The organism is Streptomyces sp. NPDC004031, assembly GCF_053604375.1.
In genome coordinates, this window is sequence record NZ_JBSGHL010000010.1 from 75567 (window position 1) to 99894 (window position 24328).

A 24328-nucleotide genomic window follows, 5' to 3' on the forward strand; every position below is an offset into this window, starting at 1 on the left:
ATCCCCGAGGAAGTCCATACGTCAAGCATGCGTCCTCCCCCGGGAAAGCGTGGACTCGTGCGGGGCTTCACCGTACGGCGTAATGCGTACGGCGTACGGCGTAGCGCGCCGGGTGACCCGCACGGCGGACCCGGCGGACCCGGTGGGCTCGGCCGACCTCAGCGGACCAGGCCCCAGCGGAAGCCGAGGGCGACGGCGTGCGCGCGGTCGGAGGCGCCCAGTTTCTTGAACAGCCGCCGGGCGTGCGTCTTGACGGTGTCCTCCGACAGGAACAGCTCGCGGCCGATCTCGGCGTTGGACCGCCCGTGGCTCATGCCCTCCAGGACCTGGATCTCCCGGGCCGTGAGGGTCGGCGCGGCGCCCATCTCGGCGGACCGCAGCCGGCGCGGGGCGAGCCGCCAGGTGGGGTCGGCGAGCGCCTGCGTGACGGTGGCCCGCAGTTCGGCGCGCGAGGCGTCCTTGTGCAGGTAGCCGCGGGCGCCGGCGGCGACCGCGAGCGCGACCCCGTCGAGATCCTCGGCGACGGTGAGCATGATGATCCGGGCGCCGGGGTCGGCGGACAGCAGCCGCCGCACCGTCTCCACCCCGCCGAGGCCGGGCATCCGGACGTCCATGAGGATCAGGTCGGACCGGTCGGCCCCCCAGCGGCGGAGCACTTCCTCGCCGTTGGCCGCGGTCGTTACGCGCTCGACACCGGGTACGGTCGCGACCGCGCGGCGCAGGGCCTCTCGGGCGAGCGGGGAGTCGTCGCAGACGAGGACGGAAGTCATGACCGCCCCCCGCAGCTGAACCGCGTCACGTTGTGCCTCCAGGCTGTACGAAGTAACCACTTCCGCCACACTCAACGACCCTCACCCGAAAGAGTTACGAGGTTTGGTCGTCGCGATCGGCACTCTACGTGATCATGCGCCTACGGATCCGCCACGCCGCAGGTCAGAACGGGTGAGCCGGGAAAATTCCGCGGGGCGTCCGGCACAGGAGACGGGACGGGCGGCGCGTCGAATACTGCTGAACGGGCGGTGATGCCGCTTTTGCGGCGTCTTTGCACCCTTTGGCCGCTCTTTCCTGATGCATGGGCTAATCGCCGTTAGATTGGCGATGAGTCATATTTACATCTACTACGACAGTAGATGTACGGTCGGAGACACCGAGGTCGTCTTGGCCGTCACGCACCCGTCGAGGGGATGAGCAATGGCAGACTTCTCCCGCCTACCCGGCCCTAACGCCGATCTCTGGGACTGGCAGCTCGTGGCAGCCTGCCGCGGCGTCGACAGCTCGCTGTTCTTCCACCCCGAGGGTGAGCGCGGTGCCGCCCGCAGTGCGCGCGAGGCCGCCGCCAAGGAGGTGTGCAGCCGCTGCCCGGTGCGTGCCGAATGCGCGACGCACGCCCTCACCGTCCGCGAGCCGTACGGGGTGTGGGGAGGGCTCACCGAGGACGAGCGCGAGGAGATGATGGGCCGCTCCCGCAACCGGATGCCCGTCCCGCAGAACTGACCGGCCCCTCCCCTCCTCCCCGCGTTCGACCGCCCGTCACACGGCCCGCAGCCGCAGCCCCGCGCGCGCCAGCCGCCCCAGCATCACGTCCACCGCAGGCACCTGCGCGAGGTCGGGCAGCGTCAGCGCCACGACCTCGCGCCGCACCCCCTCCCCCAGGCCCACCGCCACGACGCCCCGCGCCCGTACCGACTCCAGCGCCAGCCGGGGCAGCACCGTCACGCCGAGGCCCGCCGCGACCAGGCCGACCACGGCCGGGTAGTCGTCGGTCGCGAAGTCGATCCGGGGCGTGAAGCCCGCGCGCTCGCACAGCTCGACCAGATGCCTGCGGCAGCGCGGGCAGCCCGCGATCCAGCGCTCGCCCGCGAGATGCGACAGCTCCGCCGCCGCCTGCTCCCGCGCGAGCCGGTGGCCGGGCGGTACGACGCACACCAGCGGGTCGCTCAGCAGCGGGCGCACCACCAGGTCGTCCCACGACTCCTCCGCGGGCGTCGGCAGGTCGGCGTAGCGGAAGGCCAGCGCGATGTCGCAGTCCCCGGCGCGCAGCAGCTCCACCGAGCGCGGCGGTTCGGCCTCCACGAGCGAGATCTCGGTGCCCGGGTGCGCGGCCCGCATCTCCGCGACCGCGCCCGGCACCAGCGTCGCCGTGCCGGACGGGAAGGACGCCAGCCGCACCCGCCCGGCGCGCAGCCCGGCGATCGCGGCGATCTCCTCCTCCGCGGCGGTGAGCCCGGCGAGGATGCCGTCGGCGTGCCGGACGAGCGCCTCGCCCGCCTGTGTCAGCCGCATCTCGCGCGGGCCGCGCACCAGCAGCGGGGTGCCCGCGGACTGTTCCAGGGCCTTCATCTGCTGGCTGACCGCGGGCTGGGTGCAGCCCAGCGCGCGGGCCGCGGCGGAGAAGGACCCGCCGCGCGCCACCGCCCGCAGGACGCGCAGGTGCCGTGCCTCCATCATCGGTCCACCATAAGCATTGCTTAGGGGTGAGCCCAAGAGATCAGCGATGGACTTTGCCCCGGGCCCGGTCCAGGCTGAGGTGTCATGAGCTCCGACACCACCGCTCCCCTCGACCTCACCAGCCCCCTCGCCCCCGCCGAATACCCGGCGCTGGTCCCCGGCTACCTCAACACCGCGACCGTCGGCATCCCCCCGGCCCGCGCCGTCACCGCCCTGCACGACGCCCTCGGCCCGTGGGCCGCCGGGCACACCGGGAGCGACACCTTCGAGGCCGCGGTCACCGCGGCCCGCGCCGCCTTCGCCCGGCTCGCGCACATACCCGCCGACCGGGTCGCGCTCGCCGGGTCCGTCGCGGGCAGCGTCGGCCTGATCGCCACCGCCCTGCCGCCGGGCGCCGAAGTCGTCGCGTACGAGCGGGATTTCAGCGCCCTCGTGCACCCCTTCGCCGCCCGCCCCGACATCACACTGCGGCTCGTCCCGCTGGAGGAGCTGGCCGGGGCCGTACGTCCGGGCACCGCGCTGGTCGCCGTCAGCTCCGCGCAGTCGTCGGACGGCCGGGTCGCCGACCTGCCCGCGATCCGCGCCGCGGCGGCCGCGTACGGCGCCCGTACGCTCGTGGACGCCACACAGTCCGCGGGCTGGCTGCCGCTGGACGCGTCCCTGGACGACTACGTGGTCTGCCACACCTACAAGTGGCTGTGCGCCCCGCACGGCGCCGCCTTCCTCACCGTCCGCCCCGGCGCCGAGGACACCCTCGCGCCGACCTTCGCCGGCTGGTACGCCGCCGCCGACCGCGACGCCATCTACGGCCCCATCGCCGAACTCGCGCCGGGCGCGCACCGCTTCGACACCCGCCCGGCCTACCTGCCGCACATCGCCGCCGCCGCGTCCTTCTCCCTCGTCGAGGAACTGGGCATCGACCGCGTCCACGCCCACGACACCGCCCTCGCCCAGCGCCTGCGCGACGGCTTCACCGCGCTGGGCTACTCCCCCGTGCCGGGCCCGTCCGCGATCGTGGCCGTGCCCGGGGTGCCGGCCGCGGTGACCGAGCGGCTGCGCGCCGCGGGCGCCGTCTTCGCCGCCCGCGCGGGGAACGTCCGGCTGGCGCCGCACTTCTACAACACCGCCGCCGACGTCGACCTGGTCCTGGCGGCGGCGGCCGGCTGACCGGATCCGTCCATATTCGTCCGCAAAAAACAGGCTTCCTGAGATGCGCTTCGTGCCGACTCGACGACACTGGGAGGAGAGGACGGAGCGCCGTGCCGTGCCTCGCACGCCGGGAGGCCCGGCGCGCCCCGTCGCCATGCGCACCCATCGGGAGAAGGCGCACCGTGATGGACGAACCGCGGAACATCGGCCTGGCGGCCGCCATCGCCGGCGGCTATGTGCTCGGCCGTACCAAACGAGGCCAGGTGGCGCTGACAGCCGCCGCGCTCCTGGCCGGGCGGGGGCTGCGCCCCGGCAGCGCCCTCGCCGGCGCCGTCCGCAAGGTACCCGGGATCCCGGGCGGGACGGACGGGGACGACGGGGACAAGGACGGGGCCGGCGAGGGCGGCAAGAAGCACCGCCGCGGCGGGCCGGTCGGCAAGGCCGTCCGCGGTGTCGCCGGCCGGGGCGCGTCCGCCCTCGGCGACACCCTGCGGGAACGCACCGCGGCGCTCGCCGGACTGGACGAGCCGGCCACGGAGGAGCCCGCCGCCGAGGAGGAGACCTCCGGGCAGGCGGACGAGGACGACGGCGGGGAGGACGCCGGGCCGAAGGACACGCGGAGCGCGTCCCGGACCCGCGGCGCCTCCCGCCCCGCGAAGAAGGCCGCCCCCGCCGCCCGGTCCACCGCGCGGAAGAAGGCGCCCGCCGGGAAGCCGTCCGGTACGGGCGCGCGCGGCAAGCAGGACGGTGGCGCGAAGGCCCCGGAGAAGGCGGCCCGGAAGACGGCGCAGAAGGCGGGCAAGGCCGCGCGGACCGCGAAGAAGGCCCAGCCGCGGGCCACGTCCGGCTCACGAACGCAACGGGACAGGTGATCCGATGGCAACCGGACAGAAGAACGCGGAGACGGAGCAGGGCCCCCTGGCGATGCTGCGTCACGAACTGGGCCAGTACATGTCCGCCCGGACTCGCCGCGCCGCCCGCACGGTCGGCACCAGGCTGCGGGACGCGACCGACCGCGTCGCCCAGGAGGAGGACGGCGGCACCCTCCCGAAGGTCGGCTCGCGCGTCCTGCACGGCGAGTCGCCCGCGAAGGCCCTCGCGGAGGAGACGGTCGGCGGTTCCGCGAGCGGGGTCGCCGGGAAGATCAAGAGTGCGGTGACGCCGGGGGACGACTCCGAGGACGACGACTCCGGCGACGGCGGCGGCGACGCGCAGACCGACACCAAGGCGACCAACATCGTCGAGGTCATCGACGTCGGCGTACCGCTGCGCACCGCCTACGACCACTGGACCGAGTACGAGTCGTTCAGCGGCTTCGCGAAGGCCGTGCAGAGCGCGGAGCGCGGCGACGACACCACGAGCGAGTGGATGGTCAAGATCGGCCCGTCCACCCGGACGTGGAAGGCCACCGTCCAGGAGCAGCTGCCCGACGACCGGATCGTGTGGACGACCGAGGGCTCGTCCGGCACCACGCAGGGAGCCGTCAGCTTCCACGAGATCACCCCGACGCTGACCAGGATCATCCTCGTCCTGGTCTACTCCCCGACCGGCTTCGTGGAGAAGACCGGCAACCTCTGGCGCGCCCAGGGCCGCCGGGCCCGGCTGGACTTCAAGAACTTCCAGCGGTACGTGACCTTCGCCGACGAGGAGGCCGAGGGCTGGCGCGGCGAGATCCGCGAGGGCCAGGTGGTGCGCTCGCACGAGGAGGCCATGGCCGAGGAGGAGGGGGAACTCGACGAGGCCGAGGACGACGACGAGGACGAGGGGGACGACGACGCGGAGGAGGCGGACGAGGACGATGACTGACGAGCGAAGCCCCGCCCCGTCCTCCGGCCGCCCGAACCCCCGGGACTCCGGCGCCGACCCCGACGTCCACCTCGACGTGCCCACCCTGCACGTGGACGGGCTCAACCTGCACGTGGAGGACCTGCACGCCCGGGTGGCGCTGCACGCCGAGGTGCTGGACGTGCTCAAACTGGAGGTCGGCGCGGAGGCGCACCTCGGCGACGTCGAGCTCGACCTGTCGGGTGTCGACGCGCAGGCGCTGCTGAACGTCCGGCTGGACAACGTCGCCGCGATCCTCGCCGACGTCCTGCGCACCCTCGACCGAAACCCGGAGCTGGTGGAGCGCATCACCGCGCCCGCGGGCGAGGCCGTGGCCGCGGTCGGCCGCGAGACCGGCCGCGCGGCCGGGGAACTCGCCCCGGCGGCGGGCAAGGCCGTGGAGAACACGGGCGAGGCGGCGGGGAAGGCCGTCCAGGACACCGGCGACGCGGCAGGAGAGGTCGTACGGGACACCGGCGACGCGGTGGAGGGCGCCACGGAGGACGCGGTGGAGGACGTGGCCGACGCGGCCGACGACGCGGTGGAGGGCGCCGCGCACATGACGAGCGAGGCCACCGGCCAGGACGCGCCGGACGCCGAACGCGCCCCGCGCGCCGACCGGACGCCCGATCCCGGGCCCGGGGCGGACGCCGACTCCGGGGCGTCGTCCCCGCGCGGCCGCCGGTCCCGCGGACGGCGGGGCTCCGGCTCCTCCGCGCCTGGCCCGCGTGCCGCCCGCCGGCCCCGCGCCGCGGCCCGCACCGACAAGCGCAGGCACACCTCCCGCACCGGCCGTACCTCCGGCGCGAGCTGACCGCGAGGCCCTCCCGTACCGGCGGCGGCCGCCCGGAAATGCGGTTGGCCTGCCACGACGGCGGTGGTGGAATGCCGTCAATGGACAACAACCACGTACTCGCGCTCTTCGACCGCCAGATGCGCCGCGACGCCCCGCCGGAGAGCCCCACCACCCGGGTCGACCGCCTCGACGGGGTCGTACGGCAGGTCGGTGCCGGGCCCCACGAATGGTGCGGCGTCCTCTGGTCCGACCTGGACGAGGCGACCGCGGACGCCGCGATCGCCGCCCAGCTCGCCTGGCTGGGCACCGCCGAGGCGGCGGACCGGGAGTTCGAGTGGAAGACCTACGCGCACGACAGCCCCGCCGACCTCGGTGAACGGCTGCGCGCGGCCGGTTTCACGCCCGAGCCGCCCGAGACGCTCATGATCGGCGACATCGCCGAGGTCATCGCGCACACGGAGGGCGCCGCGCTGCCCGAGCATGTGCGGCTGGAGCCCGTCACCGACACCGCGGGCGTGGACCTGGCCGCGGCCGTCCACGAGCAGGCCTTCGGTACGAGCGCGGAGCGGCTGCGGGCCCGCATGCTCGACCAGATCGCGGAGCGCGGCGACACCGTGAGCATCGTGGTCGCGATGGCCGGCGACGAGCCGGTGTGCGCGGCCCGGATGGAGTTCTGCCCCGGCACGGACTTCGCCGGGCTGTGGGGCGGCGGCACCGTCGAACGCTGGCGCGGCAAGGGCATCTACCGCGCACTGGTCGCCCACCGCGCCCGGCTCGCGCAGGCCGCGGGCTACGGCTACCTCCAGGTCGACGCGTCCGACCAGAGCCGCCCGATCCTCCAGCGCCTCGGCTTCGCGGCGCTCAGCGTGACGACCCCGTACCTGATCACCGCGCCCGCGTAGGCACCCACCACACCCGTACCCACACACCCGCGACCGCGCCCGCGCTCGGGCGGAGGAGGCACACCCCGTGCACGTACTGAGCGTCAACGTCGGGCGGCCGCAGCCGAACCCCTGGAAGGGGCTGGAGGCGACCGGCATCGACAAGCAGCCCGTCACCGGGCCGGTCGCGGTCACCGCGCCAGGCCCCAAGGGCACGGGCGCGGTGGGTCTGGCCGGGGACCGGGTGTACGACGTCAAGCACCACGGCGGCACCCACCAGGCCGTCTACTCCTTCGCACGCGAGGACCTCGACCGCTGGGCGGCGGTGTTCGGCCGCGCCCTGCCCAGCGGTTCCTTCGGGGAGAACCTGACGACCACCGGCTACGACGTCAACGAGGCGCTGATCGGCGAGCGGTGGCGCATCGGCGGTCCCGGCGGGCCGCTGCTGGAGGTGTCCTGCCCGCGCATCCCGTGCGTGACGTTCGCCGGGTGGCTCGGCGAACAGGGCTGGATGAAGCGCTTCACGCAGGACGCGCGGCCCGGCCCGTACCTGCGGGTCGTCGAGCCGGGCGAGCTGGCCTCGGGCGACACGCTGGAGGTCGTCCACCGCCCGGCCCACCACGACGTGACGGTGAGCCTCGCCTTCCGCGCCCTCACCACCGAACCCGGGCTGCTGCCCCGCCTGCTGGACGCCGACGCGCTCCCGCCGGAGGATCTGGCGGCGGTCCGCAAACGCCTGGGCTGAGGGCGGGGGCGGCCCCGTACGCTGCCCGCATGACGACTTCCCTCATCACGGGCGCGACGGCCGGCATCGGTGCGGCCTTCGCCCGCCGGCTCGCCGCCGACGGGCACGGCCTGGTGCTCGTCGCGCGCGACGCGGTACGGCTCGGCGAGCGCGCCGAGGAGCTGCGCGGGCGCTACGGCGTCGACGTCGAGATCCTCCAGGCCGACCTCGCCGGGGACGCCGGCATCGCGGCGGTCGAGGAGCGGCTGCGCAGCCCCGTCCTGCCGCCGGTGGACGTCCTGGTCAACAACGCGGGCTTCGGCCAGAGCGGGCGCTTCCCCGACGCCCCGATCGGCGACGAGCTGCGCATGCTCACGCTGCACTGCGAGGCGGTGCTGCGGCTCACCGCGGCCGCCACCGAGGGCATGCGCGAGCGCGGGCGCGGCTTCGTGATCAACGTGTCGTCGGTCGCCGCGTTCATGCCGCGCGGCACGTACGCGGCGAGCAAGGCGTGGGTCGTCCGCTTCACCGAGGGCGCCGCCCTCGACCTGCGCGGCTCCGGCATCCGCTTCCTCGCGCTGTGTCCGGGCTTCGTCCGCACCGAATTCCACCAGCGGGCCGGCATGGACGCGAGCCGGCTGCCGCGGTTCGCCTGGCTCGACGCGGACGCGGTGGTCTCCGCCGCGCTGCGCGACCTGGCCCGGGGGCGCGTCGTGAGCGTCCCGGACGTGCGCTACAAGGCCGCGGTCGCGCTGGCCCGGCACGTTCCGTCGCGGCTGTTCGCCGCCGCCTCCACGACGGCGGGCCGCCGCTACGACCCCAAGCGCGGCTGAACGATCCTCGGTCGTACGTTCCTCCGCCACGCACACGGCTGGCACTCCGCTTGACCGAGTGCTAAGAGCGGCCTACGCTCACTTCTGGCACTCAGCGAGTCTGAGTGCCAGAACTCAGCGACGAGGCAGGTCCGGCACCCGCGACGACGGGCCTACCAGGTCGCCGACCCTGACAGACACTCCCGTGAGCCCTTTGAAGGGGGAGGTCGGATCGTGACGACCGCCAGCACCAAGGTTGCCATCAAGCCGCTTGAGGACCGCATCGTGGTCCAGCCGCTCGACGCCGAGCAGACCACGGCCTCCGGCCTGGTCATCCCGGACACCGCCAAGGAGAAGCCCCAGGAGGGCGTCGTCCTGGCCGTGGGTCCGGGCCGCTTCGAGGACGGCCAGCGGCTGCCCCTCGACGTCGCCGTCGGCGACGTCGTGCTGTACAGCAAGTACGGCGGCACCGAGGTGAAGTACAACGGCGAGGAGTACCTCGTCCTCTCGGCCCGCGACGTTCTCGCGATCGTCGAGAAGTAAGTCCCGGCTGCACAAGCCCTTGATCCCGCCCCGGGTGTCCGCGTCCTTGAGGCCGGGTCCCCGGGGCGGGGTTGTTCCGCCGTCCTTTTCGTCCGTGACGACGTGTTAGACGAGTAGACGAGGTAGTTCGCAGGCATGGCCAAGATTCTGAAGTTCGACGAGGACGCCCGTCGCGCCCTGGAGCGCGGCGTCAACAAGCTCGCCGACACCGTGAAGGTGACCATCGGCCCCAAGGGCCGCAATGTCGTCATCGACAAGAAGTTCGGCGCGCCGACCATCACCAACGACGGTGTGACGATCGCCCGCGAGGTCGAGCTGGAGGACCCGTACGAGAACCTGGGCGCCCAGCTCGTCAAGGAGGTGGCGACCAAGACCAACGACATCGCGGGTGACGGCACCACCACCGCGACCGTGCTGGCCCAGGCGCTGGTCCGCGAGGGCCTGCGCAACGTCGCCGCCGGCGCCTCCCCGGCCGCCCTCAAGAAGGGCATCGACGCCGCGGTCAAGGCCGTCTCCGACGAGCTGCTGGCCACCGCGCGTGCGATCGAGGGCAAGGACGACATCGCCGCCGTCGCCGCGCTGTCCGCGCAGGACAAGCAGGTCGGCGAGCTGATCGCCGAGGCGATGGACAAGGTCGGCAAGGACGGTGTCATCACCGTCGAGGAGTCCAACACCTTCGGGCTGGACCTGGAGTTCACCGAGGGCATGGCCTTCGACAAGGGCTACCTCTCGCCGTACTTCGTCACCGACCAGGAGCGGATGGAGGCCGTCCTCGACGACCCGTACATCCTCATCCACCAGGGCAAGATCTCCTCGATCCAGGACCTGCTGCCGCTGCTGGAGAAGGTCATCCAGGCCGGTGGCTCCAAGCCGCTGCTGATCATCGCCGAGGACGTCGAGGGCGAGGCCCTGTCCACCCTGGTCGTCAACAAGATCCGCGGCACGTTCAACGCCGTCGCGGTCAAGGCGCCCGGCTTCGGTGACCGCCGCAAGGCCATGCTCGGCGACATCGCCACCCTCACCGGTGCGACCGTCATCGCCGAGGAGGTCGGCCTCAAGCTCGACCAGGCCGGCCTGGACCTGCTCGGCTCCGCCCGCCGCGCCACCATCACCAAGGACGAGACCACCATCGTCGACGGTGCCGGCGACAAGTCCGAGATCGAGGGCCGCGTCTCCCAGATCAAGGCGGAGATCGCCACCACCGACTCCGACTGGGACCGCGAGAAGCTCCAGGAGCGCCTCGCGAAGCTCGCGGGCGGCGTGTGCGTCATCCGCGTCGGCGCGGCCACCGAGGTCGAGCTGAAGGAGAAGAAGCACCGCCTGGAGGACGCGATCTCCGCGACCCGCGCGGCCGTCGAGGAGGGCATCGTCTCCGGCGGTGGCTCCGCGCTCGTCCACGCCGTCAAGGTCCTCGACGAGAACCTCGGCAAGGACGGCGACGAGGCCACCGGCGTCTCCGTCGTCCGCCGCGCCGCCGTCGAGCCGCTGCGCTGGATCGCCGAGAACGCCGGCCTGGAGGGCTACGTCATCACCTCCAAGGTCGCCGAGCTCGACAAGGGCCACGGCTTCAACGCCGCCACCGGCGAGTACGGCGACCTGGTCAAGGCCGGCGTCATCGACCCGGTCAAGGTCACCCGTTCCGCCCTGGAGAACGCCGCGTCGATCGCCTCCCTCCTGCTCACGACCGAGACCCTGGTCGTCGAGAAGAAGGAAGAGGAGCCCGAGGCGGCCGCCGGCCACAGCCACGGCCACTCCCACTGACCCCTCACCGGGCCCCGACGCCCGCCACCCCCTCCCGGGGGGTGGCGGGCGTTCGCCGTTTCCGGCCTGTGCCAGGCTCACACCCCGTGAAGCTTCTTGACGTCCTGACCGCCATCGCGCGGACGGGCCGCCTCGGCCCGGTGTTCAGCGGAGCCGCCTGGAACGACGTGACCGCGGCTCTCGGCGAGCCTTTCGAGATCGGGCCGTCGGCACGAACGGCCCGGCCGCCTTCCCCGGCGGCCTCACGTACGCGGACGTCGTCTCCGCGCTGGACGCCGCCGACTGCCGCTGGGAACCGTACGCCCCGCTGACCTTCGGCGATCAGAGCACGCTCGTGGTGACCCCGTCGGGAGCGCAGTTCGTGTTCGAGCCGGAACGGCCCGCCCGGCGGGGCCGTCACCTCGTGGCCGGCCGACCCAGGAGCATCGTGGGGGCTCCCGCCACGCGGGTCAGGAAGACTGTCGCGGAGTTCGGGCCCTGGGGGCGGACGCGGCGGCGGAGGTCTTCGGGGTCGACGGCCGAGCCGCGCTTCTTCACCGTCAGGATGCCGACCTCGCGTTCGCGCAGGAGGGCCTTGAGGCGCTTGAGGTGGAAGGGGAGGACGTCGGTGATCTCGTACGCGGTGGCGTACGGGGTCGGGCGCAGGTCGTCCGCGGTGACGTAGGCGATGGTCGGGTCGATGAGGGCGGCGTCCAGCTCCTGCGCGGCCTCGGCGACGAGGTGGGCGCGGATGACGGCGCCGTCGGGCTCGTAGAGGTAGCGGGCGACCGGGCGGACCGGGGGGTCGGGCAGACCGCGGCCGACGAGGGTCGCGCCGGACGGGAGGAGGGTCGCGCGGCGCCCACCGGCACCGCCCGCGCCGAACCACAGCACCGCTTCCTTGACGTCGCCGCCGTCCGAGATCCACTCGGCCTCCGCGCCCTCCGGTACGGCCTCGTGCGGGATGCCCGGCGCGACCTTCACCGCGCCCGGGGAGCCTTTCGCGGCCGCCTCCAGGGCCCAGGACAGGGGCGGGGAGTACGCCTCGGGGTCGAAGACGCGGCCGCGGGCGGTGCGGCGGGCGGGGTCGACGAAGACCCCGTCGCGGCCCCCGGCACCGACGTCCGCGACATCCGCGACGTCCCCGCACACGACCTCCAGCCGCTCGCCCAGGCCCAGCGCGTCGGCGTTCGCCCGGACGACCGCGCAGGTCAGCGGGTCGCGGTCGACCGCGGTGACGGTGAGGCCCGCCCGCAGCAGGGCGATGGCGTCGCCGCCCACCCCGCAGCACAGGTCGGCGACGCTCCCGGCTCCGGACGCGGCGAAGCGCCGGGCGCGGTGGTCGGCGACCGTCGCCCGGGTGGACTGCTCCAGGCCGTGCGGCGTGAAGTACATGCGCTCGGCGTCGGCCCCGAACTTCGCGGCACCGCGCTGCCGCAGCCGCGTCTGCGTGAGGGCGGCGGCGACGAGCGGGGCCTCGTACGTCCGCCGCAGCCGGGTGGCGACGGCGAGGTCGTCGGCGGGGTCGTGCCCGCGCAGCCCCGCGAGCAGTTCCTGCCCACTGGGCGCCAGCAGTATTTCCAGGTCCTCGGGCGTCACCCGCCCATTCTCCCCCGCCGTCAGCCGGAGGCGGCCCCGCGCTGGGCGTAGGCGCGGGCGGCGCGGGCGCGGTCGCCGCAGCGCGTGGAGCACCAGTGGCGGCGGCCGTGGGTGCGCAGCAGGAAGCGGTCGCAGGGGGCGGAGCCGCAGGCGGCGAGGATGCCGGCGTCGGGGCCGGTGAGCAGGTCGGCGGCGTCGGCGGCGAGGGCGGCCAGCACGTGGTTGACGGCCTCGTCGACGGGGTGCTCCTGGACGCGGTGCGGGCCCTCGGCCTCGCTCCAGGCGAGCAGGGGCGCGGTGGGGACGGCGGTGAGGGCCGTGTTCAGCGCGAGCAGGGACGCCTCGGGCGGGGCGGAGCCGTCGATGCGGGCGGCGAACAGGGCGCGTACGTGCGTGCGCAGCGTACGCATCCGCTGCGTGCAGATCTCGTAGACGCGCACGTCCGGGCCGATCAGGTCGTGCGCGGTGAGCCAGCGGGTGGCGGACTCCGGGGTCGCGAGCAGGTCGTGGCTCTGCCCGGCGGGCAGGGTCGCGGTGGTGTCGGCGAAGTCGAGGGAGCGGTACCGGTCGGCGCCGGGGGCGGGGGGCAGCGCGGGCTGCGTGGTGCCGGTGGCCGGGGTGACGTCCATGGGTCTCATGGTAGCGCTTGCGTTTTTCCGTGATGCCGACCTAGGCTGCTCTCACGGAAAACGCGACGTTTTCACGTGAGAAACGAGGGAGACCCATGTCCCAGCCCACCGCCGGTCAGTTCCCGGTCCGCACGTTCGGCGGCCCGACCGCCGCGTTCGAGTACGGCGGCCTGCGCTTCCTGACCGACCCGACGTTCGACGGCCCCGGCGAGTACGGGCGGCCCGGCCGCCCGCTCCTGACGAAGACCGCCCCCGCCGCCGGAACCCCCGCCGACCTCGGCCCCCTCGACGTCGTCCTGCTCTCCCACGACGAGCACGCCGACAACCTCGACGACTCCGGCCGCGCCCTGCTCGCCGACGTCCCCCTCACGCTCACCACTCCCGGCGGCGGCGAACGCCTCGGCGGAAGCCTCGGGGAGCGGGTCAGGGGCCTGGCCGACTGGGAGACGGTCGAGCTGAAGCGCCCGAGCGGCGGCACCGTCACCGTCACCGCCGTGCCCGCCGTCCACGGTCCGGGCCCGCGCGAGCAGGTCGAGCCGTCCACCGGCCAGGTCGTCGGCTTCGTCCTCACCGGGGAGGGCCTGCCGACGGTCTACGTCAGCGGCGACAACGCCTCCCTCGACGCCGTCCGGGAGATCGCCGCGCGCTTCGCCCCCGTGGACACCGCCGTCCTCTTCGCGGGCGCCCCGCGCTTCCCCGCCCTCTTCGACGGCGCCCCGCTCGTCCTCGACAGCGCCCAGGCCGCCGAGGCCACCCGCATCCTCGCCGCCCGCCGCGTCGTCCCGGTCCACCACGACAGCTGGGCCCACTTCACCGAGGGCCGCGAGGACCTCCTCGCCGCCTTCACGGCCGCGGACCTGACCGACCGGCTGGACGCGGACTGGTCGCGACGCGGCTGACCCCGCGGCAGCGCTCGGGCCGCCCGGTCACCCCGAGGCCGGCGGTGCGCCGACGGCCAGACCCGCGTCCAGGGCCGCCGCCAGGCCGTCCGCGAGGGACGGAACGCGGTGGACGGCCCACCGGACGGCCAGGGAGAGGAAGCCGCGGAGATCCCGCTGGACGGCGTGGAGGAGCGGGGGGAGGGCACTCGGGGCCGTCTCCAGCAGGCCGCGGATCAGGCCCTCGGCGTCCGCGGGAGGGTCGTCGTCGCCCGCCTGTGCGTTGTAATCGGCTGGGCGGTCAGCATCCTCGCGCCTCGCGCAGCCCCTCCGGGTGGCGACCGGCCAGGTAGCGGCGGGCCGCCTCGACCGCCTCCGCGGCCAGGTCCTCACGGGCGGGACTCCAGTCGGCCTGCCAGTCGTCGAGGTTGATCGCGCAGACCACCAAGGGCTGCAGTTCGTCGGGGTAGCCGAGTTCCGTGGCGACGCTCCAGACGTCGTACGCGCCGGCGACGGGGTCACGGGAGCCGTCGACGATGCGGGCGGCGGTCCAGGTGGCCAGCGCCCACCGCGCGGCGACGGGGTGGGCGGGCGGATGGAAGCGAAGGCCCAGTTCGTCCAGCACCGCGTCGAAGAGCGCCTGTGCCTCGGGCTCCTCCCGCTTCAGCAGGCCGGCCAGCAGGGCGAGGGACGGGGTGTCGACGCCCGCGAGCAGCGCGTCCAATCCTGCCCGGATGAGCCGGTCGGACCCGATGCGCCGGCCGAACGCCTGCTCGCGGCCGAGGTCGTCGAGCTGCCTGAGCGCTTCGTCGCGGGTCATCCGGGGCTCCGGGGTCGGTGGCGGGGAGGGCCCAGGCTCGCACGGGGGTCGGGGTGGGCGCCAGCGGGTTAGGGCTGCTCCACTGCCACTGAGGTGAAGCGCCAGCGGTGGACCTCGCGGCGGATCAGCTCCTCCGGTGGGGAGGGGAGTTCCACCGCGTCCTCGGCGGAGGGCCACCAGGTCAGGACGAGGACACGGTCGCCGGGTGCGGTGAAGAACTCGCGGCGCAGGTGGGGGCCGGGCGGGGCGGCGGCGCGGGCCCAGGCGAGGAGGGCGGGGCCGGAGCCGGGGGCGGCGGCGGCCTCCCACATCAGGGTCAGGGGCATCGCTCAGCCGTAGAGGTTCTCGGCGGAGACCTCGTGGACGTGCTCGTGGGTGTGGCCGGGGACGGAGACCTCCGTGACGGGGAGGGAGGAGTCGGCCGGGAGGTCGAGGGTGGAGGCGGCGCGCCCGCGGGCGACCATCTCGGCGCCGAGGGCGGCGACCATCGCACCGTTGTCCGTGCACAGGCCGGGGCGCGGGACGCGCAGCCGGATCCCGGCGGCCTCGCAGCGTTCCATGGCCAGGGAGCGCAGCCGCGAGTTCGCGGCGACACCGCCGCCGATCATCAGGTGGTCGACGCCGTTGTCGCGGCAGGCGCGGATCGCCTTGCGGGTCAGGACGTCCACGACGGCCTCCTGGAAGGACGCGGCGACGTCCGCGACCGGCACGTCCTGGCCGTCGCGGCGGCGGGCCTCGACCCAGCGGGCCACGGCCGTCTTGAGGCCGGAGAAGGAGAAGTCGTAGAGCGGGTCGCGGCCGCCGGTCAGGCCGCGGGGGAAGGCGATGGCGGCGGGGTCGCCGTCACGGGCGTGCCGGTCGATCGCCGGGCCGCCGGGGAAGCCGAGGCCGAGGACGCGGGCGACCTTGTCGAAGGCCTCACCGGCCGCGTCGTCGATGGTGGAGCCGAGCGGCCGCACGTCGGAGGTGATGTCGGGGGCGAGCAGCAGCGAGGAGTGGCCGCCGGAGACCAGCAGGGCCATCGTCGGCTCGGGCAGCGCGCCGTGTTCGAGCTGGTCGACGCAGATGTGCGACGCGAGGTGGTTGACGCCGTAGAGCGGCTTGCCGAGCGCGTACGCGTACGCCTTCGCCGCCGACACCCCGACGAGCAGCGCGCCCGCGAGGCCGGGTCCGGCGGTCACGGCGATGCCGTCGAGGTCGCGGGCGCTGATCCCGGCCTGCTTCAGGGCCCGCTGGATCGTCGGGACCATCGCCTCCAGGTGGGCGCGGCTGGCGACCTCGGGGACGACGCCGCCGTAGCGGGCGTGCTCGTCGACGCTGGAGGCGACGGCGTCGGCGAGCAGCGTGTGCCCGCGCACGATTCCGACACCGGTCTCGTCGCACGAGGTCTCGATGCCGAGTACGAGGGGTTCGTCAGCCATGGGTTCGTTCCTCAGCCGTTGGTTCAGCCGTTGTCGTGGGTGGGTGCCGGGTCGGCGCGGCGCATGACGAGCGCGTCGACGTTGCCCGGCTGGTAGTAGCCCTTGCGGACACCGATCGGTTCAAAGCCGAACCGCTCGTAGAGCCGCTGCGCGCGCGGGTTGTCGACCCGCACCTCCAGCAGCACCTCGCGGCACTCCGCGTCCGTCGCCGCCTGGAGCAGCGCCCCGAGCAGCCGCGCGCCGAGCCCGGTGCCCCAGTGGTCGCGGGCCACCGCGATGGTCTGCACGTCGCCGGTGCCGGCGACCGCGGCGAGCCCCGCGTATCCGACGAGCCGGCCCTCGGGCGTCTCCGCGACGAGGTACGTACGGGTCGCCGCCGGGTGCCGGGCGTCGGCCAGCTCCGACCAGAACATGCCGCGCGACCAGGCGTCGTCGGGGAAGAGGTCGTGTTCGAGGCCGATGACGCGGTCCAGGTCCCACCACCGCATGTCCCGCAGGACCACTTCCAGGGCCGTGCTCACGTCGGCAGGACCGCCTTGTAGCCCGCCGGCACCTGCGCGTCCGGGCGGCGCAGGTAGAGCGGCAGCGGCGGCAGGAAGGGCGCGCCGGTCGCGAGCCGGTGGGCGGCGAGCGCGGCGAGCGCCCCGGCCGACTGGTGCGCGGGCTCGGGGCGGCGGTCCGGGAAGGCGTCGGGGTAGAGCGCGGCGCCCGCGCCGACCGCGGGCAGCGCGCGGACGTCCGCCGGGAGGTCGGCGGCCCGGTCCACGGCGGGCTCGGTCACCCGCGCGGCGGGGCCGTCGTAGCGCGCCCAGTACACCTCCTTGCGGCGGGCGTCCGTCGCGACGGTGAAGGGCCCGGCGAGCCCCGCCTCCCCCGCGGCCCACGCCAGCCCGTCGAGCGTGCACACACCGTGCACGGGGACACCGAGGGCGTCGCCGAACGCGGAGGCGGTGACCAGGCCGACGCGCAGACCCGTGTACGGGCCCGGTCCGACGCCGACGACCACGCCGGTGACGTCGTCCAGCCCGCGCCCCGCGGCGGACAGCACCCGGTCGACGGCGGGCACCAGCAATTCGCCGTGCCGGCGCGCGTCCACCACCGTGGACTCGGCGAGCACCCGCTCCCCGTCGTGCAGGGCGGCGGTCACGGCGGGCGTGGCGGTGTCGAAGGCAAGCAGCAGCACGCCCCCCAGGGTACGGGCAGCGCCCGCGGACACGTTCCGCCGGTCGCCGCGGCTGCTACCGTCAACGGGGAGCGAGAGCGCAACCCGAGTGGAGGACACCCCGTGGCAGTCAAGGCCGGCACCATGGTCACCGGGCTGACCGCGGGCGCCATCGCGATCATCGCGGTCCTCGCGGCCCAGGCGTCGGGCTCCGCCCCCAAGACACCGGCCGCGCACTCGGCCCCCCCGCCGAAGAAGTCCGCGACGGTCAAGCCGACACCGAAGTCGTACCCGCTGCCGCCGCACTCGGGCATAGGCAAACGCGTCGTCTACAGCGTCGGCCAGCAGCGGGTGTGGCTCGTCGACGACGGCAACAAGGTGCAGCGCACGTACGCGGTCGTCGCGGGTGACGTGACCCCCACGAAGGGGCTGCACCACGTGTTCTTCCGCCGCGACCTCGGTACGGGCGGCGACGGGAAGCAGGTCGAGCACACGGTGCTCTTCGCGACCCGCGGGGTGGCGAACATCGGCTTCAGCGCCGCGGTGGACGGCTCCCTGCCGAAGGCGGGCGCGCACAGCTCGGCGATCCGCGCGTCGCGGGCGGACACGGATGCGATGTGGCAGTTCGCGACGATGGGTCTTGCGATCAACGTCATGGCCTGACGCGCCGGGCTGCCCCTTGTGGTGGCCGCCGCGACCTTCTGCCGGTGGGGGCTGGTCGCGCAGTTCCCCGCGCCCCTTTTCGCACCGGGCTGCCCCTTGCGGTGGGGTTCGCGACCGTCCCCCGGTGGTGGGTTGCGCGCGCAGTTCCCCGCGCCCCTTTTCGCACTGGGCTGCCCCTTGCGGTGGGATTCGCGACCGTCCCCCGGTGGTGGGCTGAGCGCGCAGTTCCCCGCGCCCCCAGGTGATTGCCACTTGCTGTGAGCTGTTGCCTGCCGCGCCGTCGTGGTTGCGCGCGCAGTTCCCCGCGCCCCTGGTGGGGTGCCCGCTGCCCGCAGGGTGAGCGTTTTTAGGGGCGCGGGGAACTGCGCGACAAGCCCCCGCGGCGGGAGGATCCCGGGCACCACGGCAAGTGGCAGCCCCCGGGGCTCACCCGGAAGAGTTATGCCGCGTCCTGGGAGGGGACCTTCGCGGGGGGAGCCGGCGGGGTCGCCGCCGGGGGTGGGGGCGGTGTGGAGACGAGGCGCGCGGCCTCCGCCGAGGCCAGCACGTCCTTGAACGCAGGCGCCGCAGGCACAGGCATCGTGACCTCCCCGAACCGTGGAAGTTAGGCAGCCCTAACAAGGGGTACCGGAACCAGGACATCACGACCCGGCCCCGTATGCAACAGCTTCCCGACAGCCTGTCGGTGCACACCCCCGGGCGCCCCCGGCGTACGCACGCGCGCCCGGCGCGTCCGCCCCTCCCGGCGCACGCCGTCACATGCTCCCGTACGCCCCCGCGCCCGGCCGCGCGCGGCCACGTACCGTCACGCCCCGCACCGGAGCGGCGGCTACTCCGCGAGCGGCCCGAGCTCCACCGTGGACCAGCGGGGGCCGATGCCGCTCACGGTCACGATGCGCGCGTCGTCGTCCGCCTCGGGCGTGGAGCCGACGGTGCGTTCGATGACGACCTGGAGCCGCGCCTCGGACAGCTCCTCGACCTTGCCCTCGCCCCATTCGACGACGACCACCGACTCCGGCAGCGAGACGTCGAGGTCGAGGTCCTCCATCTCGTCGAGCCCGCCGCCGAGGCGGTACGCGTCGACGTGGACCAGCGCGGGGCCGCCGGTCAGCGAGGGGTGGACGCGGGCGATGACGAAGGTCGGGGACGTGACGGCGCCGCGGACGCCGAGGCCTTCGCCGAGCCCGCGGGTCAGCGTGGTCTTGCCCGCGCCCAGTTCCCCGTTGAGCAGGACCAGGTCGCCGGGCCCGAGCAGGGCGGCGAGCCGCCGGCCCAGGTCGCGCATGCGCTCAGGGGTGCGTACGGTGACGCGGATCGCCGGGGGGAGGCGGTCCTGCGTGCCCGTCGGGTGGCGGTCGTCGTGCGGTGTGCCCATGTACGGGAAGCCTACGCGCCGTACGGCCCCGATCCGCCGCACGTCACCCGCCGTACACGGGCTGTGCATCGCCCGCGGCGGCCAGCTCGCGCAACCCGTCGCCGACCGGCGCGCGGACGGAGTCGGCGGCGTGCGCTATGAGCCGGGCGAGCGCCGGGTTGACGACGTCGGGGCGTTCGAACGTCACCAGGTGGCCGGCGCCGGGCACGATCACGGCCTCGGCGGCGGGCAGCCGCTCGGCGATCTCGGTGCTGTGGGCGCTCGGCGTGAGCAGGTCCTTGTCACCGGCGAGGACGAGCGCGGGCAGCCCGTCGAACACGGCGAGCGCCTCGCCCTTCTCGTGCTCGGTGAAGGCGGGGTAGAACTCGGCGACGACGTCGATCGGCGTGGATTCGATGAGCCGCTCGGCGAAGCGCTCGACGCCGGGTTCGACGTCCGAGCCGAACGAGTAGCGCTTGATGATGCCCGCGAACAGTTCGGCGGTCGCCTGCCGGGCGCGTTCGACCAGGTCGGCCTGGCTGCCCATGATCTTCAGCAGGCCCGGCGCGACCGCCCGGAAGGCCCGCGCGCCGACCGCGGGCAGACCGAAGGTGACGGCGGCGAGCTTGCCGGACGAGGTCGAGACGAAGCCGACGCCCGCGACGCGCTCGCGCACGTACTCCGGGTACTGGTCGGCGAAGGCCATGACCGTCATGCCGCCCATGGAGTGCCCGACGAGCACCACCGGGCCCTCGGGCGCGGCCGCGTCGAGCACCGCCCTGAGGTCGCGGCCGAGCTGGTCGATGGTGACGGGGCCGCCCGCGGCCTGGTCGCGGCCGCGTTCGCTGCGGCCGTGGCTGCGCTGGTCCCAGTAGACGGCGCGGACGGTGCCGCGCAGCACGGCGCGCTGGAAGTGCCAGGAGTCCTGGTTGAGGCAGTAGCCGTGGCAGAAGACCACGGTGAGCGGCGCGGGTTCGGGTTCGGGCGGGCTCTCGCGGCGGCGGCGCCAGCCGCGCCGCGCGGGCTCGGCCACGGCCACGGCCGGGACCTCGACCAGTTCGTCCGTCTCGTAGTACAGCTCGGTGCCGTCCTCGGCGACGGCGGTGCCCGGCTGCCCGCGCAGGCTGCCGTAGGGACCCGCGGCGTCCAGCGCCAGCTGCGCCTTGCGGCGGACGCCGCGCCCGACGGTGACCCGCTCGATGGCCACCCCGGCGGCCGCGCCCGCGGCGACCACGCCGATGGCCGCGCCGACCAGCCCGGCCCGCTCCCACTTCACGCCGTCTCCCACCGGCTCAGGCACACCCGTCGTACACCCGCGGCACGCGCGGGCCGATGCGTGTGACGATCTCGTACGCGATCGTGCCGCACGCGCGCGCCCAGTCCTCCGCGGTGGGCTCGCCCCGGTCGCCGGGGCCGAACAGCAGCACCTCGTCGCCCGCGGCCGCGGCGTCGCCGCCGAGGTCCACCACGAACTGGTCCATCGCCACCCGCCCGGCCACCGTCCGCCACTTCCCGGCGACCAGGACCGGCCCGGCGCCGGACGCGTGCCGCGGCACACCGTCTGCGTACCCCACGGGGATCAGCGCAAGCGTCGTCGGGCCGGGTGTGACGTAGTGGTGGCCGTAGCTCACGCCGTGGCCGCCGGGTACGGACTTCACGTTCGCCAGCCGCGCCGCCAGTGTCATGACCGGCCGCAGCCCGAAGTCGGCGGGGTCGCCGACCTGCGGCACCGGGGAGATGCCGTACATCGCGACGCCCGGCCGGACGAGGTCGAAGTGCGACTCGGGCAGCGTCAGGGTGCCCGGCGAGTTCGCGATGTGCCGCACCTCGGGCTCCAGCCCGGCGTCCGCGGCCTGCTCGACGGCCCGCCGGAAGACCGCGAGTTCGCGGGCGATCGAGGGATGGCCCGGCTCGTCCGCGCAGCTGAAGTGCGCCCACACGCCCGTGACCTGGACGAACCCGGCCTTCTCCGCCGCCCGCGCCGCAAGCGTCAGCGCGGGCCACTCGGCGGGCTGCGCCCCGTTGCGGCCGAGCCCGGCGTCGATCTTGAGCTGGATCCGCGCGGGGCGGCCCGCGGCCTGCGCCGCCGCCACGGCCTCGGCGAGCGCCCACTGCGCGCTGACGGTCACGTCGATGTCGTTCTCGACGCACGCGCGCCACGGCCCGCCGGGCGTCCACAGCCAGCACAGCACGCGGGCCTGCTCCGGCCCGATGCCCGCGGCGCGCAGCGCGAGCGCCTCCTCGGGGGTCGCCACGCCCAGCCAGCCGGCGCCCGCCTGCACCGCGGCACGCGCGCACGGCACCATGCCGTGACCGTACGCGTCGGCCTTCACGACGGCCATGAAGGCCGCACCGGGGGCCTTCGCCCGCAGCGCGGCGACGTTCGCCCGCAGGGCGGCGAGGTCGATACGGGCTAGAGCGCGCTGGTTCGTCATGTCGTTCATCCAGGTCAGTGTGTCAGGCGCGGGGCAGCGGTGCCCTTGACGGCACATTAGTATGCGCGCATACTAATCGCATGATCACGCTGGCTACCGCACAGATCACGTCCTCCGCGGCCCCCGACGCCTTCTTCGCCCGCTGGGCCGACATGGAGACCTGGCCCGAGTGGAACACCGACACCGAATGGGTGCGGCTCAAGGGCCCGTTCGTCAAGGGCGCCAAGGGCGAACTCAAGCCCAAGGGCGCGCCGAAGGTGCCGTTCGTCGTGGCGGCGCTGGTGCCCGGCGAGGAGTTCACGGACGTCTCGAAACTGCTCGGCGCCCGGCTCACCTTCCGCCACCTGGTCACCGTCACCGCTGAGGGGACCACCCGGGTGGACGTCACCGTGACGATGCGCGGGCCGCTCGCGCGGATCTGGAACCTCGCGCTGGGCAAGGGCATCGCGCAGTCGCTCCAGCCCGACCTCGACCGGCTGCGCGCCGTCGCGGAGGCGGCATGACGGCGTCCGCCCAGAACGCGGGCCCCGCCGGTACGGGCGGGCCGCACGCCGGGCTCGCGACCGGGCACGCGTCCGCCGACGAGAGCACCGGGCTGCTGCTGTGGCAGGTCACCAACCGGTGGCAGGCCGCGCAGCGCGCCGCGCTCAAGCCGTACGGGCTCACGCATGTGCAGTTCGTGCTGCTCGCGTCCCTGACCTACCTCCAGGCGGCGGAGGCACCCGCGCCCGTCACCCAGCGGCGGCTCGCCGACCACGCGGCGACCGACCCCATGATGACCTCGCAGGTCCTGCGCGCGCTGGAAGCCCGCGGCCTCCTGACCCGGGCCCCGCACCCGCACGACGCCCGCGCCCGCACCCTGACCGCCACACCGCGGGGCCGGGACCTCGCGAACGCCGCGGTCGCCGCCGCGGAGCGTTGCGACGCGGCCTTCTTCGCGCCGCTGGCAGCGGCGACACCCGCCTTCACCCGGTCCCTGCGCGCCCTGCGCCCCGCCGACTGAGCCCGCGGGTCAGGACGTCGCCGACCGCCACGCCGCGGGGATCGCCTCCGCCACGTCCATCGCGGCCAGCGGCCCGCCCGCCAGACGGGCCGCGAGCCCGTGGAGGTAGGCGGCGGCGGAGGCCGCGTCCAGCGCGGGCAGGCCCGCCGCCAGCAGGGACCCGGCCAGACCCGACAGGACGTCGCCGCTCCCGGCGGTGGCCAGCCACGGCGTCCCCGTGGCGTTGACCCGCACGGGCCCGCCGCCGGGCGCCGCCACCAGCGTGGTGGAGCCCTTCAGGAGCACCGTCGCCCCGAAGTGCCCGGCCAGCTCCCGGACCGCCGCCAGCCGCGCGCCCTCGACCTCCTCCCGGGTGCGGCCGAGCAGCGCGGCGGCCTCCCCCGCGTGCGGGGTGAGCAGCGTCGGGGCGGTACGCGCCCGTACCGTCTCCCGCGCCATCAGCCGCAGCCCGTCCGCGTCCACGAGCACGGGGACGTCCGCGGCCAGCACCTCCGCGACGGCCGCCCGCGCCCCCGCGTCGTCACCGAGCCCCGGCCCGACCACCCACGCCTGCACCCGCCCCGCGGCATGCGGCGAACCGCTCGACACCAGCACCTCCGGATGCCGCGCCAGCACCGCGGGCCCGCCCCCGCCGACGTACCGCACGGCCCCGGCCCCGGCCCGCAGCGCCCCGGAGACGGCCAGCACGGCCGCCCCCGGATAGCGGTCCGACCCGGCCACCACACCGACCACGCCCCGGCGGTACTTGTCGCTCTCCCCCGCGGGCCGCGGCAGCAGCCGCGCGAGGTCGGCGTGCTGGAGCGCCTCCAGTTCGGGCGCGCCCGGCTCCAGGCCGATGTCGATCAGCCGCAGCGCCCCGGCCCGCCCGGCCCCCGGATCGACCAGCAGCCCCGGCTTGTACGTCCCGAAGGTCACCGTCACGTCGGCGCGTACGGCCGCTCCCGCGACCTCGCCGGTGTCCGCGTCCACCCCGCTCGGCAGGTCCACGGCCACGACCGCCCCCCGCACGGCGTCCAGCAGCTCCGCGGCGTTGTCCCGCAGCGCGCCCTTCCCGCCGATCCCCACGATCCCGTCGAACACCAGGTCCGCCCGCCGCACCGCGTCGAGCCCCTCCGCGACCCGGCCGCCCGCCGCCCGCAACGCCGCCAGCCCCTCGGCGTGCGCCCGCTCCGGTGCCAGCAGCACCGCCGTCACCCCGGCCCCCCGCCGGGCCAGCCGCGCCGCGGCGAAGAGCGCGTCACCCCCGTTGCTGCCGCTCCCCGCGAGCACCACGACCCGCCGCCCGTACACCCGCCCCAGCACGTCCGCCCCCACCGCCGCGAGCCCGGCGGCGGCCCGCTGCATGAGCGCCCCCTCCGGCAGCCGCGCCATGAGCACCGCCTCGGCGTCCCGTACGGCCTGCACCGTGTGCGCGTACCTCATCCGGTCACCCTCCCGTCCGCCTTTC

28 protein-coding genes are annotated in these 24328 nt (G+C 74.8%); 14 read left to right on the plus strand and 14 right to left on the minus strand.

Features of this window, described 5'->3' with window-relative positions:
* Nucleotides 1-158: 158 nt before the first annotated feature.
* On the minus strand, nucleotides 159-770 hold the full coding sequence (locus tag ACWERV_RS08660) for a response regulator transcription factor (RefSeq protein ID WP_003948568.1): 612 nt from the start codon (nucleotides 768-770) through the stop codon (nucleotides 159-161).
* Nucleotides 771-1191: 421 nt separating this feature from the next.
* Here ACWERV_RS08660 and ACWERV_RS08665 point away from each other — a divergent pair, with 421 nt between their 5' ends.
* Nucleotides 1192-1494: a WhiB family transcriptional regulator gene (locus tag ACWERV_RS08665; RefSeq protein WP_398185237.1), complete on the plus strand. Its 303-nt coding sequence runs from the start codon at nucleotides 1192-1194 to the stop codon at nucleotides 1492-1494.
* 36 nt (nucleotides 1495-1530) lie between these two features.
* Here the strand turns inward: ACWERV_RS08665 and ACWERV_RS08670 are convergent, their stop codons facing one another.
* On the minus strand, nucleotides 1531-2448 hold the full coding sequence (locus ACWERV_RS08670; RefSeq protein ID WP_452930469.1) for a LysR family transcriptional regulator: 918 nt from the start codon (nucleotides 2446-2448) through the stop codon (nucleotides 1531-1533).
* An 84-nt stretch (nucleotides 2449-2532) separates the two neighbouring features.
* On the opposite strand from ACWERV_RS08670, the gene ACWERV_RS08675 reads away from it, so the two are divergent.
* The 9 genes from ACWERV_RS08675 to groL all read left to right on the plus strand — a co-directional run bounded on the left by ACWERV_RS08675 (nucleotide 2533) and on the right by groL (nucleotide 10938).
* Nucleotides 2533-3615: an aminotransferase class V-fold PLP-dependent enzyme gene (locus ACWERV_RS08675; RefSeq protein WP_452930472.1), complete on the plus strand. Its 1083-nt coding sequence runs from the start codon at nucleotides 2533-2535 to the stop codon at nucleotides 3613-3615.
* 167 nt (nucleotides 3616-3782) lie between these two features.
* Nucleotides 3783-4469, plus strand: a complete 687-nt coding sequence (locus ACWERV_RS08680; RefSeq protein WP_452930475.1) for a hypothetical protein — start codon at nucleotides 3783-3785, stop codon at nucleotides 4467-4469.
* Nucleotides 4470-4473: 4 nt separating this feature from the next.
* Nucleotides 4474-5403, plus strand: coding sequence for an SRPBCC family protein (locus ACWERV_RS08685; protein ID WP_452930478.1), 930 nt, complete (start codon nucleotides 4474-4476; stop codon nucleotides 5401-5403).
* Nucleotides 5396-6235 (plus strand): hypothetical protein, encoded by an 840-nt coding sequence (locus tag ACWERV_RS08690; protein WP_452930481.1) that lies wholly within the window; start codon nucleotides 5396-5398, stop codon nucleotides 6233-6235. Before ACWERV_RS08685 ends, ACWERV_RS08690 begins: the two co-directional genes overlap by 8 nt.
* 80 nt (nucleotides 6236-6315) lie before the next feature.
* Nucleotides 6316-7119: a GNAT family N-acetyltransferase gene (locus ACWERV_RS08695; RefSeq protein ID WP_452930484.1), complete on the plus strand. Its 804-nt coding sequence runs from the start codon at nucleotides 6316-6318 to the stop codon at nucleotides 7117-7119.
* Nucleotides 7120-7186: 67 nt separating this feature from the next.
* On the plus strand, nucleotides 7187-7843 hold the full coding sequence (locus ACWERV_RS08700; protein WP_452930486.1) for an MOSC domain-containing protein: 657 nt from the start codon (nucleotides 7187-7189) through the stop codon (nucleotides 7841-7843).
* A gap of 29 nt (nucleotides 7844-7872) precedes the next feature.
* Nucleotides 7873-8655, plus strand: coding sequence for an SDR family NAD(P)-dependent oxidoreductase (locus ACWERV_RS08705; RefSeq protein ID WP_398185254.1), 783 nt, complete (start codon nucleotides 7873-7875; stop codon nucleotides 8653-8655).
* 213 nt (nucleotides 8656-8868) lie between these two features.
* A complete protein-coding gene (gene groES, locus ACWERV_RS08710; protein ID WP_031516465.1) occupies nucleotides 8869-9177 on the plus strand; it encodes a co-chaperone GroES in 309 nt (102 codons plus the stop codon).
* A gap of 135 nt (nucleotides 9178-9312) precedes the next feature.
* The gene (gene groL / locus ACWERV_RS08715; protein ID WP_452930490.1) at nucleotides 9313-10938 is read left to right on the plus strand and encodes a chaperonin GroEL; all 1626 of its coding nucleotides are present in this window, start codon (nucleotides 9313-9315) and stop codon (nucleotides 10936-10938) included.
* 396 nt (nucleotides 10939-11334) lie between these two features.
* On the opposite strand, the gene ACWERV_RS08720 is transcribed toward groL, so the two are convergent.
* Nucleotides 11335-12516: a THUMP-like domain-containing protein gene (locus ACWERV_RS08720; RefSeq protein ID WP_452930493.1), complete on the minus strand. Its 1182-nt coding sequence runs from the start codon at nucleotides 12514-12516 to the stop codon at nucleotides 11335-11337.
* Between the two features lie 20 nt (nucleotides 12517-12536).
* Nucleotides 12537-13145: a CGNR zinc finger domain-containing protein gene (locus ACWERV_RS08725; protein ID WP_452930496.1), complete on the minus strand. Its 609-nt coding sequence runs from the start codon at nucleotides 13143-13145 to the stop codon at nucleotides 12537-12539.
* 95 nt (nucleotides 13146-13240) lie between these two features.
* Here ACWERV_RS08725 and ACWERV_RS08730 point away from each other — a divergent pair, with 95 nt between their 5' ends.
* Nucleotides 13241-14044 carry an MBL fold metallo-hydrolase gene (locus ACWERV_RS08730; RefSeq protein WP_452930499.1) on the plus strand — a complete coding sequence of 268 codons (804 nt, stop codon included), beginning with the start codon at nucleotides 13241-13243 and terminating at the stop codon, nucleotides 14042-14044.
* Between the two features lie 280 nt (nucleotides 14045-14324).
* Here ACWERV_RS08730 and ACWERV_RS08735 read toward each other — a convergent pair whose 3' ends face one another.
* The 5 genes from ACWERV_RS08735 to tsaB all read right to left on the minus strand — a co-directional run bounded on the left by ACWERV_RS08735 (nucleotide 14325) and on the right by tsaB (nucleotide 17447).
* Entirely contained in the window at nucleotides 14325-14843 is a 519-nt protein-coding gene (locus tag ACWERV_RS08735; protein WP_452930501.1) for a hypothetical protein, read from the minus strand.
* A 68-nt stretch (nucleotides 14844-14911) separates the two neighbouring features.
* Nucleotides 14912-15169: a hypothetical protein gene (locus ACWERV_RS08740; protein WP_452930506.1), complete on the minus strand. Its 258-nt coding sequence runs from the start codon at nucleotides 15167-15169 to the stop codon at nucleotides 14912-14914.
* A gap of 3 nt (nucleotides 15170-15172) precedes the next feature.
* Entirely contained in the window at nucleotides 15173-16264 is a 1092-nt protein-coding gene (gene tsaD, locus ACWERV_RS08745) for a tRNA (adenosine(37)-N6)-threonylcarbamoyltransferase complex transferase subunit TsaD (protein WP_398185279.1), read from the minus strand.
* A gap of 23 nt (nucleotides 16265-16287) precedes the next feature.
* Nucleotides 16288-16752, minus strand: coding sequence for a ribosomal protein S18-alanine N-acetyltransferase (rimI, locus tag ACWERV_RS08750; protein WP_452930669.1), 465 nt, complete (start codon nucleotides 16750-16752; stop codon nucleotides 16288-16290).
* Between the two features lie 29 nt (nucleotides 16753-16781).
* Nucleotides 16782-17447, minus strand: coding sequence for a tRNA (adenosine(37)-N6)-threonylcarbamoyltransferase complex dimerization subunit type 1 TsaB (gene tsaB, locus ACWERV_RS08755; RefSeq protein ID WP_452930509.1), 666 nt, complete (start codon nucleotides 17445-17447; stop codon nucleotides 16782-16784).
* A 102-nt stretch (nucleotides 17448-17549) separates the two neighbouring features.
* Here tsaB and ACWERV_RS08760 point away from each other — a divergent pair, with 102 nt between their 5' ends.
* Nucleotides 17550-18089 carry a hypothetical protein gene (locus ACWERV_RS08760; protein WP_398185285.1) on the plus strand — a complete coding sequence of 180 codons (540 nt, stop codon included), beginning with the start codon at nucleotides 17550-17552 and terminating at the stop codon, nucleotides 18087-18089.
* A gap of 439 nt (nucleotides 18090-18528) precedes the next feature.
* Here ACWERV_RS08760 and ACWERV_RS08765 read toward each other — a convergent pair whose 3' ends face one another.
* The 4 genes from ACWERV_RS08765 to alr all read right to left on the minus strand — a co-directional run bounded on the left by ACWERV_RS08765 (nucleotide 18529) and on the right by alr (nucleotide 21887).
* Nucleotides 18529-18669, minus strand: coding sequence for a hypothetical protein (locus ACWERV_RS08765; RefSeq protein ID WP_452930512.1), 141 nt, complete (start codon nucleotides 18667-18669; stop codon nucleotides 18529-18531).
* Nucleotides 18670-18918: 249 nt separating this feature from the next.
* Nucleotides 18919-19464: a tRNA (adenosine(37)-N6)-threonylcarbamoyltransferase complex ATPase subunit type 1 TsaE gene (tsaE, locus tag ACWERV_RS08770; protein WP_452930514.1), complete on the minus strand. Its 546-nt coding sequence runs from the start codon at nucleotides 19462-19464 to the stop codon at nucleotides 18919-18921.
* A gap of 43 nt (nucleotides 19465-19507) precedes the next feature.
* Nucleotides 19508-20743, minus strand: a complete 1236-nt coding sequence (locus tag ACWERV_RS08775; protein WP_452930517.1) for an alpha/beta fold hydrolase — start codon at nucleotides 20741-20743, stop codon at nucleotides 19508-19510.
* Nucleotides 20736-21887, minus strand: a complete 1152-nt coding sequence (alr, locus tag ACWERV_RS08780) for an alanine racemase (RefSeq protein WP_452930520.1) — start codon at nucleotides 21885-21887, stop codon at nucleotides 20736-20738. The genes ACWERV_RS08775 and alr overlap by 8 nt, the downstream gene beginning before the upstream one ends.
* Before the next feature lie 71 nt (nucleotides 21888-21958).
* Between alr and ACWERV_RS08785 the strand changes: the two genes are divergently transcribed.
* Both ACWERV_RS08785 and ACWERV_RS08790 read left to right on the plus strand, forming a co-directional pair.
* Nucleotides 21959-22381, plus strand: a complete 423-nt coding sequence (locus ACWERV_RS08785) for an SRPBCC family protein (protein ID WP_452930523.1) — start codon at nucleotides 21959-21961, stop codon at nucleotides 22379-22381.
* Nucleotides 22378-22881: a MarR family winged helix-turn-helix transcriptional regulator gene (locus tag ACWERV_RS08790; RefSeq protein WP_452930526.1), complete on the plus strand. Its 504-nt coding sequence runs from the start codon at nucleotides 22378-22380 to the stop codon at nucleotides 22879-22881. Before ACWERV_RS08785 ends, ACWERV_RS08790 begins: the two co-directional genes overlap by 4 nt.
* Nucleotides 22882-22890: 9 nt before the next feature.
* Here the strand turns inward: ACWERV_RS08790 and ACWERV_RS08795 are convergent, their stop codons facing one another.
* Nucleotides 22891-24303 carry an NAD(P)H-hydrate dehydratase gene (locus ACWERV_RS08795; RefSeq protein WP_452930529.1) on the minus strand — a complete coding sequence of 471 codons (1413 nt, stop codon included), beginning with the start codon at nucleotides 24301-24303 and terminating at the stop codon, nucleotides 22891-22893.
* Nucleotides 24304-24328 lie beyond the last annotated feature (25 nt).